This window comes from Bradyrhizobium sp. Arg237L (assembly GCF_029990105.1).
GTDB lineage: Bacteria > Pseudomonadota > Alphaproteobacteria > Rhizobiales > Xanthobacteraceae > Bradyrhizobium.
On sequence record NZ_JAQMIL010000081.1, the window covers coordinates 30,320 to 47,012 of the forward strand.

General features: G+C 62.7%; 13 protein-coding genes. 6 read left to right on the forward strand and 7 right to left on the reverse strand.

The genetic code is table 11. The features are described from left to right. Positions 1-367 precede the first annotated feature (367 nt). Positions 368-2,404 carry an alkyl sulfatase dimerization domain-containing protein gene (locus OZ411_RS35580; protein ID WP_282531671.1) on the forward strand — a complete coding sequence of 679 codons (2,037 nt, stop codon included), beginning with the start codon at positions 368-370 and terminating at the stop codon, positions 2,402-2,404. A gap of 145 nt (positions 2,405-2,549) precedes the next feature. Here the strand turns inward: OZ411_RS35580 and OZ411_RS35585 are convergent, their stop codons facing one another. Next, positions 2,550-3,068, reverse strand: a complete 519-nt coding sequence (locus tag OZ411_RS35585; protein ID WP_282531672.1) for a hypothetical protein — start codon at positions 3,066-3,068, stop codon at positions 2,550-2,552. A gap of 197 nt (positions 3,069-3,265) precedes the next feature. Between OZ411_RS35585 and OZ411_RS35590 the strand changes: the two genes are divergently transcribed. Next, positions 3,266-3,607 (forward strand): hypothetical protein, encoded by a 342-nt coding sequence (locus OZ411_RS35590; RefSeq protein ID WP_282531673.1) that lies wholly within the window; start codon positions 3,266-3,268, stop codon positions 3,605-3,607. 69 nt (positions 3,608-3,676) lie between these two features. On the opposite strand, the gene mdlC is transcribed toward OZ411_RS35590, so the two are convergent. From mdlC to OZ411_RS35610, 4 genes are all read right to left on the reverse strand, one after another. Then, on the reverse strand, positions 3,677-5,305 hold the full coding sequence (gene mdlC / locus OZ411_RS35595) for a benzoylformate decarboxylase (RefSeq protein WP_282531674.1): 1,629 nt from the start codon (positions 5,303-5,305) through the stop codon (positions 3,677-3,679). 150 nt (positions 5,306-5,455) lie between these two features. Then, the gene (locus OZ411_RS35600; RefSeq protein WP_282531675.1) at positions 5,456-6,310 is read right to left on the reverse strand and encodes a MaoC family dehydratase N-terminal domain-containing protein; all 855 of its coding nucleotides are present in this window, start codon (positions 6,308-6,310) and stop codon (positions 5,456-5,458) included. Continuing rightward, positions 6,307-7,437 carry a CaiB/BaiF CoA-transferase family protein gene (locus OZ411_RS35605; protein WP_282531676.1) on the reverse strand — a complete coding sequence of 377 codons (1,131 nt, stop codon included), beginning with the start codon at positions 7,435-7,437 and terminating at the stop codon, positions 6,307-6,309. The genes OZ411_RS35600 and OZ411_RS35605 overlap by 4 nt, the downstream gene beginning before the upstream one ends. A gap of 10 nt (positions 7,438-7,447) precedes the next feature. After that, positions 7,448-8,614, reverse strand: a complete 1,167-nt coding sequence (locus OZ411_RS35610; protein WP_282531677.1) for an acyl-CoA dehydrogenase family protein — start codon at positions 8,612-8,614, stop codon at positions 7,448-7,450. Positions 8,615-8,744: 130 nt separating this feature from the next. On the opposite strand from OZ411_RS35610, the gene OZ411_RS35615 reads away from it, so the two are divergent. Continuing rightward, entirely contained in the window at positions 8,745-9,665 is a 921-nt protein-coding gene (locus OZ411_RS35615; RefSeq protein ID WP_282531678.1) for a LysR substrate-binding domain-containing protein, read from the forward strand. Between the two features lie 185 nt (positions 9,666-9,850). On the opposite strand, the gene OZ411_RS35620 is transcribed toward OZ411_RS35615, so the two are convergent. Continuing rightward, complete coding sequence (locus OZ411_RS35620) at positions 9,851-11,125, reverse strand: cytochrome P450 (protein ID WP_282531679.1); 1,275 nt, start codon at positions 11,123-11,125, stop codon at positions 9,851-9,853. A 20-nt stretch (positions 11,126-11,145) separates the two neighbouring features. Beyond that, complete coding sequence (locus OZ411_RS35625; protein WP_282531680.1) at positions 11,146-12,417, reverse strand: cytochrome P450; 1,272 nt, start codon at positions 12,415-12,417, stop codon at positions 11,146-11,148. A gap of 216 nt (positions 12,418-12,633) precedes the next feature. On the opposite strand from OZ411_RS35625, the gene OZ411_RS35630 reads away from it, so the two are divergent. From OZ411_RS35630 to OZ411_RS35640, 3 genes are all read left to right on the forward strand, one after another. Beyond that, positions 12,634-13,806, forward strand: a complete 1,173-nt coding sequence (locus OZ411_RS35630; RefSeq protein ID WP_282531681.1) for an isovaleryl-CoA dehydrogenase — start codon at positions 12,634-12,636, stop codon at positions 13,804-13,806. A gap of 354 nt (positions 13,807-14,160) precedes the next feature. Further along, a complete protein-coding gene (locus tag OZ411_RS35635; protein WP_282531684.1) occupies positions 14,161-15,312 on the forward strand; it encodes a DUF898 family protein in 1,152 nt (383 codons plus the stop codon). A 3-nt stretch (positions 15,313-15,315) separates the two neighbouring features. Then, positions 15,316-16,413 carry a M48 family metallopeptidase gene (locus tag OZ411_RS35640; protein ID WP_282531682.1) on the forward strand — a complete coding sequence of 366 codons (1,098 nt, stop codon included), beginning with the start codon at positions 15,316-15,318 and terminating at the stop codon, positions 16,411-16,413. Positions 16,414-16,693 lie beyond the last annotated feature (280 nt).

Sequence of the window (16,693 nt, forward strand, 5' to 3'; positions counted from 1 at the left end):
AGAGGGTCGGGGTGAGAGGGTCTGGGTGAGGGTGTCTTCGCGAAAAGAACAGAGATTATCTTTGCGCGGAAAGAGCCCTCACCCGGCGCTACGCGCCGACCTCTCCCGCAGGCGGGAGAGGTGAACGCGTGGACGGGCCGATTCAACCAATCACGCGCTAGGCTTGCAGATTACAGGCTATGGCCCGTCGGAGGCCAAGATCCGAATCGTTGGCCGATTGCCGAAGTTGCATAGGATCGCTTCCCTGCTCCCGATAGAAGAGCACACGAAGACTGCCGAAAATTCGGAGAAGCGCGCCTGCGTTGCCCATTGACTGACGACCTTGGTGATAATGGCAATCGATGCAGGAGGACGAAGGAGAGCGACATTGACGCAAACGATCATCTCAAGCTGCCGGTCGTTGCCGGGCTCCTACACCCAGTACGCCTTCCGTGTCATGGCCGCAGGATTGATCTTGGCGCTAGCGGCTACGATTGCGCAGGCGCAGACTTCCAGCGATTCCAAGCCGGCGTCGCCATCCACGCTGGAGTTCAACAAGAAATCCACGGCCTCATTGCCATGGTCAGACAACGCGGATTTCGCAAATGCCAAGCGTGGCCTGATCGCGCGATTGCCCGATAGCGGTGTCATCAAGGACAGGAATGGCAGGATTGTTTGGGATCTCTCGAGGTTCACTGGTTTCATCAAGGATGGCGCGGCCGCGCCCGACACCGTCAATCCGAGCCTTTGGCGCATGTCGCAGCTTCTGATGGAAGCTGGCCTCTATGAAGTGGTTCCGGGTGTCTATCAGGTGCGTGGCGCGGACCTGTCGAACCTGACCATCATCGAGGGTGAGCAGGGCATTACGATATACGATCCCTTGATATCGGCCGAAACTGCGCGCGCTGCACTCGACCTTTACTACCAAAATCGGCCGAGAAAGCCGGTCGTGGCCGTGATCTATTCGCATTCCCACGTCGATCACGCCGGCGGCGTGCGGGGCATCGTCGACGAAGCCGACGTGAAGTCGGGCAAGGTCAGGATTTTCGCGCCCGAAGGTTTTCTCGAGAACTTCGTCGCCGAGAACCTGTTTGCAGGCCAGGCCATGGGACGCCGTGCGTCCTATATGTACGGAAACCTGGTTGCGCCCGGACCGCAGGGCTCAGTGACGGCAGGGCTTGGCGTCACGACATCGAGCGGCAGAGTCACGCTGATCGCGCCGACAGATCTGATCACGAAGACCGGCGAGAAGCGGGTCATCGATGGCATTGAGTACGAGTTCCTATTGGCGCCGGGCTCGGAGGCTCCGGCTGAGATGATGTGGTATCTGCCGAAGTTCAAGTTGATCAATACGGCCGAGGATGCCACGCGCACGATGCACAATCTCTATACGCTGCGCGGCGCCAAGACACGGGACGCGCGGCTGTGGCCGATGTACCTGAACCAGGCCCTTCAGATGTGGGGTGATCAGTATGACGTGCAGATCACGATGCATCATTGGCCCACCTGGGGGAATAACGAAATTACGCAGCTGCTAAAGGTGCAGCGCGACACCTACAAATTCATGCACGACCAGACCCTGCACTACGCGAACATGGGTTACACCATGAGGGAGTTGCCGGGCCTCGTGACGTTGCCTCAATCGCTCGCCAATCACTGGGCGAGCCAAGGTTACTACGGCACCCAAAGCCATAACGTGCGTGCCGTCTACAATTTTTATCTGGGATATTTCGACGGCAACCCCGCGACCTTGAACCCGCTGCCACCGGTCGAAGTCGCAGGCAAGTATGTCGCGGCGATGGGTGGACCCGACGCTGTCATGAAGCTCGGACGCGAGGCCTTCGAGAAGGGCGACTATCGATGGGGCGCCGAACTGGTGAACCACCTGGTGTTTGCCCAGCCTGACAATCAGGAGGCGAAGAATCTGCAAGCCGATATCCTGGAACAGATGGGTTATCAGGCGGAATCCGGTCCCTGGCGGGGCTTCTATCTGACAGGCGCCGATGAGCTTCGGCATGGCGTCAAGAAACGGGCGACAGGTAATCCAGCCAGCGCCGACATCGTTGCCAGCATGTCGCCTGAGCTATTGTTCGGTTACATGGGCGTGCAGCTGGATGCCAGGAAGGCGGACGGCAAGACGCTTGCGATCGACTGGATATTCCCTGACATCAATGAGAAGCACGCGCTCTTCCTGGAGAACTCCGTGCTCAACCATTGGCCCGATTACACCAATCCCAAGGCCGATGTCACCGTAACCGTGGATCGTACCACTTTGACCAAGGTATTGACCAAGCAGGTGTCGTTCGAGGACGCGGTCAAGACCGGGCAGGTCAAGTTTGCCGGTAACCAGGCGAAGTTCGGTGAGTTCATGGGCTATCTTGTCGATCTCAACCAATATTTTTGGTTCAACATCGTGACGCCATAACTCGAAAGCGGCTCCGGGAAAGCGCTGGGGTCGCCATCTCCCAGGACAGATTTTCCGATTAGTGCGCGACGCCATCTGGTTTGCGCGACACCCGCCCGCAGAGTCGGATAGAGGGAGAAAATGCAGGGCAACTAACCAGCGCAACTCAAGGCCTTCTGCTGGGTGCAACGAACGGGTTGGATTCCGGACTTTGTCGAAGATTCTTATCGAAACACACATCAAGACGTTCAAGCGCTGCCGCGCTTCCATCTAGCGGCAGACGAAAAGTCATCCCTTCGCCTCGAACTTCGAGAACGTTGGCGATTCGCAATCGTTCGTTAAACGGTGCGTCGGCTAGCGCGATCGTCACTGATTTCGATTCCGCCAGGGCCTTTGCGTCGACCGAGCGCGAACCAGCAGACAGACGAACGGAATAAGCTTTACCCCGTTCAAGCCTCCATTTGGGCGAATCGAGAGATAGCAGAAGGCCTTCCTGGTTGCGTACGAACATGATGCCTAGACCCTCGCTGGATCGCGTCATGGTGCAGTTCTCAAACTTATCGGCTTTATATGTTGTCGCTATCGTCCAAGGGCCGACGGCAAGCGTCTGGATGTCGAGCGGCTGTTGGGCGAGTGCTGGCTTTGCGAGGATTGCAAGACAGGCAAACGCAATGATCGCTCGCATCGTCACCTCCATGAACGGTTGTGAAAATCTGAGACAAAATGCAGCCCGCGGGAAAGATTAACGCGATCCGGGTTCAACAGTTCCGGATTGCAGTTTCTCTTCATTTTTGACAAGTTCCCCCGCTTGCGCGCTGGGAGATCGTCTGCTTTGTGAAAATCTGATAGATTCGTGATCTCTGGATTAAGATCTTGAGTTCGATGACTGAAGACGAGCCCATCGACGAGATTTCAATGATCGAAGCTCGGCTTGAGCAGCTTGCCGAAGTCGCCGAGCGATGCAGAAAGATCATTTTGGTTTCGAAGGTTGCAATCGCAGGCGGTATCGCATTGCTGATCGCCATGGTGGTCGGCCTGTTCGGGCTTAATCAAGTCGCTGCCATTGGATCGATAGCCCAGGTATTGGGCGGAATCGTATCGCTCGGATCGAATGTCAGTACGTTGCAACAGACGTCGGCCGCCATCAGCGCCGCGGAGTTGGCCCGTTCTGAGCTGATCGACAGGATCGATCTCAAACTGATCGGTGAGAGCACACCAAGCTGACTTGTGCGACCGCACGAGATGGGTCGGCAGGCCGTGCTGTGGGGGACGCAGAATTCGTGCTGAGAAACGTTAGCTCTTCTGCGTATAGAGCAGCGGCACCGCGGAATCCACGACCACCTCGACCAGGCTCGTGCCGTCATGCGAAAGCCCGAGTTTCAGCGCAGCCGGAAGCTCCGCGGCTTTCGTCACGCGCACCGCGTGGCAGCCCATGCCTTCGGCGATCCTGACGAAATCGATATCGGGCAATTCAAGCCCCGGCACGTTGCGCACCTGCATCACCTGGCTGAACGAGCGCATCGCGCCGTAGCCTGAATTGTTGATCACCACCACAGTCATCGGCAGCTTGCGCTGCGCCGCGGTCCATAGTGCCTGGATCGAATACATCGCCGAGCCGTCGCCGATCAGGCAGACGACGCGACAATTGGTGCGGCCGAGCGCCATGCCGACCGCGGCCGGCAGGCTGTAGCCGAGGCCGCCGCTCGCCATGGTGTAGAAACTGTCCTGCCCGCGCATCGGCATGAACTTCTGCATCGCTAGGCGATGCGACGGAGCCTCTTCCACCAGCACGTCATTCGGTCCCATCGTGGCGACAAGCGAATGCATCAGGTACTCGGCGGCAATCGGATCGCTCGCCGCGGGCACGGGCGGCAGCGTGCGGCCCGTGGGCACGGCGCGCCCGGTCTCGGGCAACAGTTCGAGCAGCATCGCGAGCGACGGCTTCACCGTGCCGATGATGCTGTTGCCGGCCGGCGTGAACGAAGCCGCGTTTGCATCGTCGGTGATCTGGAACAGCGTGGTCGCGCCATCGAAGATCGCGGCGTGGCCCTCGACATGGAAGGTGAACACCGGCGCGCCGATCACGACCACGAGGTCGTGCCCGCGCAGCGCCTCCGACAACTGACCGGGGGAAGCGTGCAGGAAGCCGGCGAATTGCGGATGCCGCTCAGGGAACGAGCAGCGCGCCGAGAACGGGCTCGCCCATACCAGGGCCTTCGTCTTCTCCGCGACCTCAACCATGAGATCGACGGCCTGCGCGCGGTCGACGGCGGGGCCGACCACGAGGGCAGGGCGCTTGCTCTCGGCGAGCGCCGCGACCAGCGCTTTCATCGCCGCCAGATCGGGCCCGATCTCGCGGCTGATCTGGCGCGCCTCGACCGGCTGCGTCGGCCGGTTCCAGTCGTCGACCGGCACCGAGACAAAAGTCGGCCCGCAGGGCGGCTGCATCGCGATGTAGTAGGCGCGCGCGATCGCGCCGGGCACGTCCTCGGGCCGCGCCGGCTCGACCGCCCATTTCACATAAGGCTGCGGGAATTCGGTGGCGCGCTCGGCATAGAGGAACGGCTGCAGCGGCAGGATCGAGCGCGCCTGCTGGCCGGCTGTGATCACCAGCGGCGTCTGGTTGCGGTAGGCGTTGAAGACATTGCCGAGCGCGTGCCCGACGCCGGCTGCCGAATGCAGATTGACGAAGCCGGCGTTGCGCGTCGCCTGGGCATAGCCGTCAGCCATGCCGACGACGGAGGATTCCTGCAGTCCCAGCACATAGTCGATGTCGTCGGGCCAGTCGCTCAGGAACGGCAATTCGGTCGAGCCGGGATTGCCGAACACCTTCCTGATCCCAAAGGCACGCAGCAGTCCGAACGTTGCGTCCTTGACCGTGACAGATTTGCTGTTCGTGGCGGCTGGCTTGCGGGACGACATCAGGCGATTCTCCCATCAGTAAATGCTCCGTCTGGCGCGGAGCTGTGTCCGATACTCCGTCATTCCGGGATGGTGCGCTAGCACCAGACCCGGAATCTCGAGATTCCGGGTTCGCGTCTTTGACGCGCCCCGGAATGACGCGCTAGCGCGTCACCACGTTGCCGTGCCCTTCATCGTCGGCTGCCCTTGTGAATTCGCCGTCCACAGGTCGAGGCCTTCGCCGTTCTCATTGGCATTGACCGAAAACTCGCTGCCTTCGAACAGCGGCTGCACGCCGCGATAGACGAACTTCTTCGGCGGCTTTCCGCCATGAAGCTTTGCCGCCAGCTCGATGATGAACGCGGCCTGCAGCGGCCCGTGGAAGATCAGGCCCGGATAGCCTTCCACCTTGGTGACGTAGTCGCGATCGTAATGGATGCGGTGGCCGTTGAAGGTCAGCGCCGAATAGCGGAACAGGAGCACCGGATCGGCCATGTGGCTCTCGCGGTGCTTTGCGACCGGCGGCGGAGGCGGCGCCTTCGCGGGCGCAGCCGCTTGTGTGCTCGTCATCTCGCGATAGACGATGTCCTGCCGCTCGCGGATCGCGAGCCCACGCGGCGTCGTCACGTCGTGTTGGACCGAGACGAAGCACAGCGTGCCGGTCGAGCCGCTCTTCAAGCTCACGTCGGAGATGCGCGAGGTGCGCTTCGGCTCGTCGCCGACCCGCAGCGTGTCGAGGAATTCGATCTCGCCGCCGGCCCACATCCGGCGCGGCAGCGGCACCGGCGGCAGGAAGCCGCCGCGGGTCGGGTGGCCGTCGGGGCCGAGCTGCGACATCGGAAACACCGACTGCGCCAGGCACCAATGCACCGTGAACGGCGCGGCATCGCCCGCTTTCGGCTCGCCGATTTCCTGGAACAGCGTCGCGCGCAGGCCCTTCACGAGCTGCGCGGTGACGATGTCGGAAGCCTCAGTGGTGCGGCCGATCCATTGCCTGAGATGATCGAGGTCGAGTTGTTCGCTCATGATGATTTGGCCCGGGCAGGAGAGGACTTTGCGGCGCTGGTCTGCTCGCCGATCGCCGGCACCGCGCCGTAATGGCGCGGTTCGCCGACGACAATCGCAGCCGGTGCCGGATAGGCGACGCGGCCGTTCGGCGTGTCGACCTCGATCCGGCGCAGATGCGGATGGTGCGCGAGATCGGCCATGGTGTTGACCTCGGCGAAGGCGATGTCGGCGTCAGCCAATTTCTGCAACAACTCGTCGCGCGTCAGTGTCGCGAAGGCATCGCCGACGGTCTTGTCGGTCTGCGCACGGTTGCGCACCCGCTCGACCATGTTGGCGAAGCGCGGATCATTTGCCAGCTCCGGCTGGCCCAGCACCTCGGCGCACAGCTTCTTCCATTCCCGCTCGCTCTGGATCGAGATCAGGATCTCCTTGCCATCCCTGGAGCGGAAAACGCCGTAGGGCGCGATCGAGGGATGGGCGAGGCCCATGCGCTTCGGCGGCTTGCCGTCTTCGGCATTGAGCAGCGGCACTGTCAGCCAGTCCGCCATCACGTCGAACATGGAGATGCGGATGTCGGCGCCCTTGCCGGTGCGTCCGCGCGCGATCAGCGCTTCCAGGATCGCTGCATGCGCGGTCGCGCCGGTCGCGACGTCCACGATCGACATGCCAACGCGCGAGGCGCCCTCCGGCCCGCCGGTGATCGAGGCCAATCCACTTTCGGCCTGGATCAGGAGATCATAGGCTTTGCGATCGGCGTACGGCCCTTCGTCGCCATAACCGGTGATCGTGCAGCAGATCAGCTTCGGATAATCCTTGCGCAGCCGCTCGAGCGAGAAGCCGAGCTTGTCCATCGAGCCCGGCTTCAAATTCTGTAATAGCACGTCAGCGCCCGCGATCAGCTCTTCCAGCGCTCTGCGGCCTTCCCTGGTCGCAAGATCGACCACGGCCGAATCCTTGCCGCGGTTGAGCCAGACGAAATAGCTGCTCTGGCCCTTGGCTGCGGCGTCATAGCCGCGGGCGAAATCGCCCTCGGGGCGTTCGATCTTGATCACATGCGCGCCGGCATCGGCCAGACGCGACGAGCAGAACGGCGCGGCAACCGCCTGTTCGACGGCGATGACGGTCAGTCCCTCGAGCGGCAGCATGCGTCTCACCTCAGTAGGAGCGGGGCATGCCGAGCACGTGCTCGGCGACGAAGGACAGGATCAGGTTGGTCGAGATCGGCGCCACCTGGTACAGCCGCGTCTCGCGGAACTTGCGCTCGACGTCATATTCCTCTGCAAAGCCGAAGCCGCCATGTGTCTGCACGCAGGCATTCGCCGCTTCCCAGGACGCATCCGCCGCCAGCATCTTGGCCATGTTGGCTTCCGCGCCGCAATCGAGCCCGGCCTCGTATTTGCGGGTGGCTTCCTTCACCATCAACTCAGCCGCGCGCATCGAGGCGTAGGCCTTCGCGATCGGGAACTGGATGCCCTGGTTCTGGCCGATCGGTCGGCCGAACACGGCGCGTTCCTTGGCGTAGTTCGTCGCCTTGGCGATAAACCATTTGGCATCGCCGATGCATTCGGCCGCGATCAGGATGCGCTCGGCATTCATGCCGGAGAGGATGTAGCGAAAACCCTTGCCTTCGTCGCCGATCAGGTTTTCCGCCGGCACCCGCATGTCCGTGAAGAACACTTCCGTCGTCGCATGGTTCATCATGGTTCTGATCGGGCGGATCTCCAGCCCCTTGCCCTTGACCTCGCGCATGTCGACGATGAACACCGACAGCCCGTCGGTGCGCTTCTTCGCCTGCTCCTTCGGCGTGGTGCGCGCGAGCAGGATCATCAGGTCGGAATGCTCGGCGCGGCTGGTCCAGATCTTCTGGCCGTTGACCACGTAGTGGTCGCCATCCTTGCGCGCAAACGTCTTCAGCGACGACGTATCGGTGCCGCTGGTCGGCTCGGTCACGCCAAAGGCCTGCAGGCGCAATTCGCCGCTCGCGACCTTCGGCAGATACTTCGCCTTCTGCTCGGCATTGCCGTGCCGCAACACCGTGCCCATTGTGTACATCTGCGCGTGGCAGCCGCCGCCATTGCACCCCGCGCGCTGGATCTCCTCCAGGATCGCCGCTGCCGCCGAAAGCTTGAGCCCCGCGCCGCCGTATTCTTCGGGGATCAAGACCGAGAGGTAGCCGGCCTCGGTCAGCGCATCGACGAATTCCTTCGGATAGGCCATCTGTCGATCGAGCTTGCGCCAGTATTCGCCGGGAAACTGCGCGCAGAGTTTTGCCACCGCGTCGCGGATGTCGGAATAGTCGTCATGCTGTTCTTGTGCGGTCATCGGAAATCACCGGCGCGTTCGTTTAAGGGATGGCGGATGTGAAAGGCTCGGCGGACCATTGTGGCGCCGGCGTAAACTCCCTATGCTCTTTTGTTATAGCGTATGAAGTAGCATTCCAAGATTGGCAAGCATGGATTTCCGCCAGCTTAGGACGTTTACCTGCGTCGCGGAACTCGGGAGCCTGAGCAAGGCCTCCGACACGCTGCGCATAGCTCAGCCGGCGCTGAGCCGGCAGATCAAGCTGCTCGAGCACGAGCTGCGCACTGAGCTGTTCACGCGGAACGGCCGCGGCATGGTGCTGACCGATGCCGGGCGCCTTTTGCTCGCGCGCACCTCCGGCATCGTCCGCCAGGTCGATCAGATCCGTGACGACATCCAGTCCGCGCAAGGCCCGCCATCGGGCCGCGTGGTGCTCGGCCTGGTGCCGACGGTGAGTTGCGTGCTCTCGGCACGCTTCGCCCGCCGCTGCGTGGAGAAATTCCCTGATATCTCGCTGCGGATCGTCGAGAGCTATAGCGGCCACCTGATCGAATGGCTGCACCGCGGCGAGATGGATATCTCGATCATCTACGGCCGCACCGCGGACCTGCATCTTGCGGCGCAGCCGCTCGGCCGCGACCAGATTATCGCGGTCGGCCCTCGCGGCTGCGGCCTGTCGCGCAAGAAGCAGGTCGAGATCGGCTGGCTCTTGCGCCAGCGCCTGGTGCTGCCCAGTCACTCGCATGGGCTCCGCGCGCTGATCGAGCACGCCGCGGCGTTGAAGAAGATCAAGCTCGACGTCCAGCTCGAGGCGGATTCCTTCCGCGTGCTCACCAGCCTGGTCGAGGAGGGGCTTGGCTTTGCGCTGCTCCCGCCCTCGTCGGTGCGGAGCGAAGTCGCCGACGGCCGGCTGGAAACCGCGGCGATCGCAAAGCCGCTGTCGCGCGAGCTGATCATTGCCTCTCCGATCGATCGTCCCACCTCGATCGCGACCACCGCCGTCACCGCGCTGCTGCGCGAGGAGGTCGCCGCCTGCCGCAAGGAAGGCCTCTGGGACATCAAGCTGGCGTAACGCCATTGCGGCGCGCGCCAACAGAGGGAGATTTAGGACAAGCGCGCGCGGCCTTCCCTTCGCATCTGGTGCAGGCTGTCATGCCGGGTTTTTATATCTCCGTCATTGCGAGCGAAGCGAAGCAATCCATCTCGCCACTTGTGGAAGCATGGATTGCTTCGTCGCTTCGCTCCTCGCAATGACGATCACCCCGGAATCCGCACCGGCAGGGTCTCATATCCCTTGATGAAGCTGGAATAGATCCGCCTGACATCGCCGACCACCTCGATGCGGTCGAATCGCTTCAGCATCTCCTGCCAGACGATCTTCAATTGCAGTTCGGCGAGCCGCATGCCGACGCAGCGGTGGATGCCGAAGCCGAACGACAGATGCGTACGCGGCCGCGGACGGTCGATGATGAACTCGTTGGGGCGGTCGATCACCTCTTCGTCGCGATTGCCCGAGACGTACCACATCACGACGCGATCGCCCTTCTTGATCGTCTTGCCGCCGAGCTCGGTATCTTCAAGAGCGGTGCGCCGCATATGGGCGAGCGGCGTCTGCCAGCGGATCACTTCCGGCACCATGGAATCGATCAATTCAGGGTTTGCCCGGAGTTTCTCGTACTGCTCCGGATTCTCGTTCAGCGCCAGCACCGAGCCGGTCATGGTGTTGCGCGTGGTGTCGTTGCCGCCGACGATGAGCAGGATGAGATTGCCCATGAGGTTGTCGGGGTCCATGTGCCGAGTCGCATCGCTATGCGCCATCATCGACAGCAGATCGTTGCGCGGCGCCGCGTTGACGCGCTCGTTCCAGAGTTTTGCGAAATAGGCGTAGCATTCGTCCATCTCTTTGCGCCGCTGCTCCGGCGAGTCGACGATGCCGCTCTTGGGCAGCGCGGTGGCAACGTCGGACCAGCGTGTCAGCTTGCGCCGCTCTTCCCAGGGGAAGTCGAACAGCGTCGCCAGCATCTGCGTGGTCAGTTCGATCGAGACGCGGTCGACGAAGTTGAAGGTCTCGTTGCGCGGCAGGCCGTCCAGCACCTTTTGCGACCGCTCGCGGATCAGCTTGGCAAGCTCGTCCAGATGCGTCGGCGTGAACATCGGCGACACCGTCTTGCGCTGCGCCGAGTGCTTCGGCTGGTCCATCGCGATGAAGCTTGGCCAGTCATAGCCGACCGGCATGTCGCGGATGCCGATGCCGCCCAGGCTCGCATCGGAGGAGAAGATGCCGTGGCTGGTGTCGACATGCATGATGTCGTTGTATTTGGTCACCGACCAATAGGGCTCGATCGGCGCGTTGGTGCAGTAATGCACCGGCTCTTCCTTGCGCAGCCGCTCGAACCACGGCTGCCACGTGTCGTTCTGGAACAGCCTTGGCGCGCCGGGGTGGAAATTCTTCAGCGGCGTCGAATAGGCCTCCTCGCGCGCCAGGCGCATCAGCTCGTTCTTGTCGACCCTGACTGAAGTCTGCACGTTCATTGTCTCAACTCCCAAAAGCGCTAGCTCGCGATGCGGACCGGCAGCGTCTCATATCCCTTGATGAAGCTCGAATACACGCGCTTCGGCTCCTCCACCACCTCGATCGTGTCGAAGCGCTTCAGGATCTCTTCCCAGATGATCTTCAACTGCAATTCGGCAAGTCTGAGGCCGACGCAGCGATGGATGCCGAAGCCAAACGAAATGTGAGTGCGGGGACGGGCGCGATCAATGATGAACTCATAGGGACGCTCGATCACTTCTTCGTCGCGGTTGCCCGAGACGTACCACATCACGACCTTGTCACCCTTCCGGATCTGCTTGCCATGGAACTCGATGTCGGCAAGCGCGGTGCGCCGCATATGCGCCAGCGGAGTCTGCCAGCGGATCACCTCCGGCACGAAACTGTCGATCAGATCAGGATTTTGCTTCAGCTTGCGATACTGGTCCGGATTCTGGTTCAGCGCATAGATGCTGCCGGAGAGCGTGTTGCGCGTGGTGTCGTTGCCGCCGACGATCAAGAGGATCAGATTGCCGAGGAAGTTCTTTGGGTCCATGTCGCGGGTCGCCGGGCTGTGCGCCATCATCGAGAGCAGGTCGCTCTTCGGCGGCTGGTCGATCCGTTCCTTCCACAGCCGCGAGAAATAGCTGGCGCATTCCATCAGCTCGGCCTGCCGCTCGTCCTCGGTCGCGACCAGCCCGCCGGCGCCCGGGAGCGTGGTGGCGACGTCGGACCAGCGCGTCAGCTTGCGGCGGTCCTCCCAGGGGAAATCGAACAGCACGGCCAGCATCTGGGTGGTCAATTCGATCGAGACCTTGTCGACCCAGTCGAACACGTCGCCGCGCGGCAGATTGTCGAGGCATTCGGTCGAGCGCTTGCGGATGTTGATCGCGAGCTCGTCGAGATGGGTCGGCGTGAACATCGGCGCCACGGTCCGCCGTTGCGCCGAGTGCCGCGGCTGGTCCATCGCGATGAAGCTCTCGCGGCGCAAATCGGGGGCAATGTCGCGGATGGTGATGCCGCCGAGCGAGGCGGCTGAGGAGAACACCGAATGGTTGGTCTCGATCTCCATGATGTCGTTATATTTGGTCACCGACCAATAGGGCCCGAACAGGCTGTCCTGGCAGTAGTGCACCGGCTCCTCCCGGCGCAGCCGGTCGAAATACGGCCAGAACGAATCGGTGCGGAACAATTCGGGGGCGCTGGGGTCGAATTGATCCAGCGGGATCGCATAGGCCCGCTCGCGGGCGGCCTCCTGGGTTTCGTTCTTGAGGCGATCGACCGTCCCGTGCATGGCGTATCTCCTTGGATCGTCCCGGTCCGGTTGTTCCGCCGGGCGCATTTTTGGCGGATTACAACCCGTCACGCCGCGCAGGGCAAGGGCGAGTTTGGCACATTTGGCCGCATCGGATTCGACCTCTCCCCGTAAGAACGGGGAGAGGGAGAAGGTGACAAGCTCTTCGGCAGCGAATAAGCCTAGGGCAACAAGCCATTCTGGAGGCCGCCCGCCATGATTCCCAACGCGCAACGGATGTTCAATTTCGACCTGGGCGAGACCGCGGATGCGATCCGCGAGACCGTGCACGATTTCGCGAGCAACGAGATCGCCCCACGCGCGGCCGAGATCGACCGCACCAACCAGTTCCCGCGCGACCTCTGGCCGAAGATCGGCGCGCTCGGGCTGCACGGCGTCACCGTCGAGGAGGAGTATGGCGGCTCCGGCCTCGGCTATCTCGAGCACTGCATCGCGCTGGAGGAGATCTCGCGCGCGTCCGCTTCCGTCGGCCTGTCCTACGGCGCCCATTCCAACCTCTGCGTCAACCAGATCCGCCGCAACGGCAACGAGGCGCAGAAGCGGAAATATCTGCCCAAGCTGATCTCGGGCGAGCATGTCGGCTCGCTCGCGATGTCGGAGCCGAGTGCCGGAAGCGATGTGGTCTCGATGAAGACCCGCGCCGAGAAGAAGGGCGACCGCTTTGTGCTCAACGGCAACAAGATGTGGATCACCAATGGCCCGGTCGCCGACACGCTGGTGGTCTATGCCAAGACCGATCCGAGCGGCGGCCCGCGCGGCATCACCGCCTTCATCATCGAGAAGGGCATGAAGGGCTTCTCCACCGCGCAGAAGCTCGACAAGCTCGGCATGCGCGGCTCCGACACCTGCGAGCTGGTGTTCGAGGATTGCGAGGTGCCGGAGGAGAATGTGCTCAGCGAGGTCGGCCGCGGGGTGAGCGTGCTGATGAGCGGCCTCGACTATGAGCGCGCGGTGCTGGCGGCGGGCCCGATCGGCATCATGCAGGCCTGCATGGACGTGGTGATGCCCTATGTGCACGAACGCAAGCAGTTCGGCCAGCCGATCGGCACCTTCCAGCTCGTGCAGGGCAAGGTCGCCGACATCTACACCACGATGAATGCCTCGCGCGCCTATGTCTATGCGGTGGCGAAAGCCTGCGACCGCGGCGAGACCACGCGTGAGGACGCCGCCGGCGCGATCCTCTACGCCGCCGAGAAGGCGACGCAATGCGCGCTCGACGCCATCCAGCTCCTCGGCGGCAATGGCTACATCAACGACTATCCGACCGGCCGCCTGCTGCGCGACGCCAAGCTCTACGAAATCGGCGCCGGCACCAGCGAAATCCGCCGCATGCTGATCGGCCGCGAACTGTTCGAAAAGACCGCGTAGCAGGCACTCTTTCCCCTCGTCATTCCGGGGCGCGCCTCTTGGCGCGAACCCGGAATCCATTTCGCCATTTGTGTAGACGGAGAAATGGATTCCGGGTTCGACGCTTCGCGTCGCCCCGGAATGACAGGGTAGTGTGTGGCGAAATGGATTCTCTGATGTGCAATTGCACATCATAGCTCGTCCTTCGGACGCCCCGGAGTGACAGGCACGGGATACCTCTGTCATCTGCGCGGCAGCTAATTCGCTTTGCACTCGACTCCTGCGCGAAAATCTGGATCACACTTCCTTTGATAAATTTGTGGTTCTGTACGCGCCGCAGAGACCCCCCGCCTGGAGTTGATCCCCGTGCACGACATGAGCTGGACCCCGATTGGGCCGCCGCAGCCGCCGCCCCTGCCTGTCCCGCCGCCGATACCGGTGGCCTTCACGGGCAGTCGCCGCGAATTCTTCGACCTGGTCAAGCGCGGCGCCGGACTCGAATTCGTCACGCTCGGCTTCTACCGGTTCTGGCTGGCGACCGACATGCGCCGTCATCTCTGGTCCAACACCGAGATCGACGGCGATGCCGCCGAATATACCGGCCGCGGCAAGGAGCTCCTGATCGGCTTCCTGGTCGCGCTCGCGATCCTGGTGCCGGTTTACCTCGCTTATTTCCTGGTCGGCCTCGAGGCCGAGCGCGCCCAGGCTTTCTCCAGCATTCCGCTGGTGGCGTTCTTCTATCTGTTCGGACAGTTCGCGATCTTTCGTGCGCGCCGCTACCGCCTGACGCGGACGGTGTGGCGCGGTGTGCGCTTTTGGATGAGCGGCTCCGGCTGGGCCTATGCCGGCCTGGCCGCGCTCTGGGGACTCCTGGTCGTCATCTCCCTCGGCCTGTTGCTGCCGTGGCGCGCAGCGGCTCTCGAGCGCTACAAGATGCGCCATTCCTATTATGGCGACCTGCAGGGCAGTTTCGAGGGGCGCGGCTGGGAATTCTTCAAGCGCGGCTGGTGGCTCTGGCTGCTGGTGCCGGTGGCAGTCTACATGGTGCCGGTCGCGCCCTTCATCTATGGCGCCTACAAAGCGGTCGAATGGCAATGGTGGCTGTCCGGTATCCGCTTCGGTGGCGTGCGGCTGGAATCGACCTTGAAGCGCAGCGCCCTGATCGGGCTCTATTGGAAAGTGATCGGCTGGATCGTCGTGCTCGGCCTCGTCTTCGCGGCTTGGCTCGCGCTGTCGGCGGTGCTGGTCGCCAGCATGAGCGCAACGCCGCTCAAGGAATTCTTCGCGAGCCAGGAATTTACCGGGAGCATTCCGTTCCTGGTGTTCCTCGGCCTTGGCTATCTCCTGTTCGCGCTGGCCATCAATGTCGTGATTCGTGTCTATCTGATGCGCGATCTCTGGGTGAAGGTGCTGGGGTCGACGATCGTTCATGGGATCGAGGCGACGGCCAATGTCTCGGCCCGAGGTGAGCTCGCCAACGCGCTCGGCGAGGGCTTCGCCGACGGTCTCGACGTCGGGGGCTTTTGACCCATGAGCGGGGCGATCGACAGTGGACTGAGCGGCGCCTTCTATTTCGACGGCACGTCGAGCAAGCGGCATGCGGTCACGCTGCGTTTCGCCGAGGCGCTCGAGATCGAGGAGGACGGACAGCGGCTCGCCGCCTGGCCCTATGCCGATATCCGCCGCGCCGACGGTCCATCCGGCAAGCTGCGGCTTTCCTGCGTGTCGGCGCCCGCGCTGGCGCGGCTCGAAATCCGCGACGCCGCGCTCGCGGCCGAACTCGTCGCGCGCTGCGAAAAGCTTGACGAGCATGCGCTCGGCGGCCGCGGTGTTGCGACCATCGTCGGCTGGTCGCTGGCGGCGACCGTGTCGATCATCCTGGTCGTGCTGTTCGGCGTGCCGCTTGCCGCCGACCGGCTGGCGACGCTGGTGCCGGCTTCGTTCGAGCGGCGGCTCGGCGAAGTCGCCGACAGCCAGGTGAAGATCGTGTTCGACGGCAAGCCATGCGACAACCCGGCCGGCCAGCGCGCGTTTGAAAAACTCGTCAACACGCTGCGCGAATCCGCCGGCATGGATACTTCGGTGCAATCGGGCGTATTCTCGACTTCGATCCCGAACGCCTTCGCGCTGCCGGGCGGCAGGGTCTATGTCCTGGATGGGCTGCTCGCGAAAGCCGAGAATGTCGACGAACTCGCGGGCATCCTCGCCCACGAGCTCGGCCATCTCCGGCATCGCGACGGCCTGCGTGGCATGATCCACAATGGCGGCACCTCGTTCCTGATCGGCCTGTTGTTTGGCGACATCACCGGCTCCGGCGCCGTGATCTTCGCTTCGCGGACGCTGGTGAACGCATCGCATTCTCGCGAAGCTGAACAGAACGCCGACAGCTTCGCGATCGAGACCATGCATCGGCTCGGCCGGCCGACCAAGCCGATGGGCGAATTGATGTTCCGCATCACCGGCAAGGAAGGCGACAAGGCCCTGTCGCTGATCGCAAGCCACCCCATGACCGAAGACCGCCTCGCCCGCATGACCCGCGAAAACCGCCCCGCCAGCGGCCCGCCCTTGTTGACCGCAGAAGAGTGGCGCTCCCTGAAGTCGATCTGCAGCGCCGGCACCAGGCTGTAGACGGCGTTCGCCAACCACGACCACCGCCGTCATTGCGAGCGGAGCGAAGCAATCCACGCGTGGCGCTATGGACTGCTTCGCTTCGCTCGCAATGACGATGTGGCGACTTTCGGTGCGACAAATCAACCCGACGGGCAAATCACTAAAAGTCTGTCCAGCCCTCGCACGAAAAACATTCCGCTTTCGCCGTCGGGCAAATCAGCACTATGACTCCGCGCGTCTCACCCGAATGAGGGGCGGATCGCGATCGTCACGAACGTTGCGGTGAGATGCGGTGGAC

Bases quoted from the DNA above. Each gene is read 5' to 3' on its own strand.
- mdlC (WP_282531674.1), bottom strand. From the start codon at position 5,305: ATGTCGTCCCGCAAGCCAGCCGCCACGAACAGCAAATCTGTCACGGTC.
- OZ411_RS35600 (WP_282531675.1), bottom strand. From the start codon at position 6,310: ATGAGCGAACAACTCGACCTCGATCATCTCAGGCAATGGATCGGCCGC.
- OZ411_RS35585 (WP_282531672.1), bottom strand. From the start codon at position 3,068: ATGCGAGCGATCATTGCGTTTGCCTGTCTTGCAATCCTCGCAAAGCCA.
- OZ411_RS35630 (WP_282531681.1), top strand. From the start codon at position 12,634: ATGATTCCCAACGCGCAACGGATGTTCAATTTCGACCTGGGCGAGACC.
- OZ411_RS35635 (WP_282531684.1), top strand. From the start codon at position 14,161: ATGAGCTGGACCCCGATTGGGCCGCCGCAGCCGCCGCCCCTGCCTGTC.
- OZ411_RS35620 (WP_282531679.1), bottom strand. From the start codon at position 11,125: ATGAACGTGCAGACTTCAGTCAGGGTCGACAAGAACGAGCTGATGCGC.
- OZ411_RS35640 (WP_282531682.1), top strand. From the start codon at position 15,316: ATGAGCGGGGCGATCGACAGTGGACTGAGCGGCGCCTTCTATTTCGAC.
- OZ411_RS35610 (WP_282531677.1), bottom strand. From the start codon at position 8,614: ATGACCGCACAAGAACAGCATGACGACTATTCCGACATCCGCGACGCG.
- OZ411_RS35615 (WP_282531678.1), top strand. From the start codon at position 8,745: ATGGATTTCCGCCAGCTTAGGACGTTTACCTGCGTCGCGGAACTCGGG.
- OZ411_RS35590 (WP_282531673.1), top strand. From the start codon at position 3,266: ATGACTGAAGACGAGCCCATCGACGAGATTTCAATGATCGAAGCTCGG.
- OZ411_RS35605 (WP_282531676.1), bottom strand. From the start codon at position 7,437: ATGCTGCCGCTCGAGGGACTGACCGTCATCGCCGTCGAACAGGCGGTT.
- OZ411_RS35625 (WP_282531680.1), bottom strand. From the start codon at position 12,417: ATGCACGGGACGGTCGATCGCCTCAAGAACGAAACCCAGGAGGCCGCC.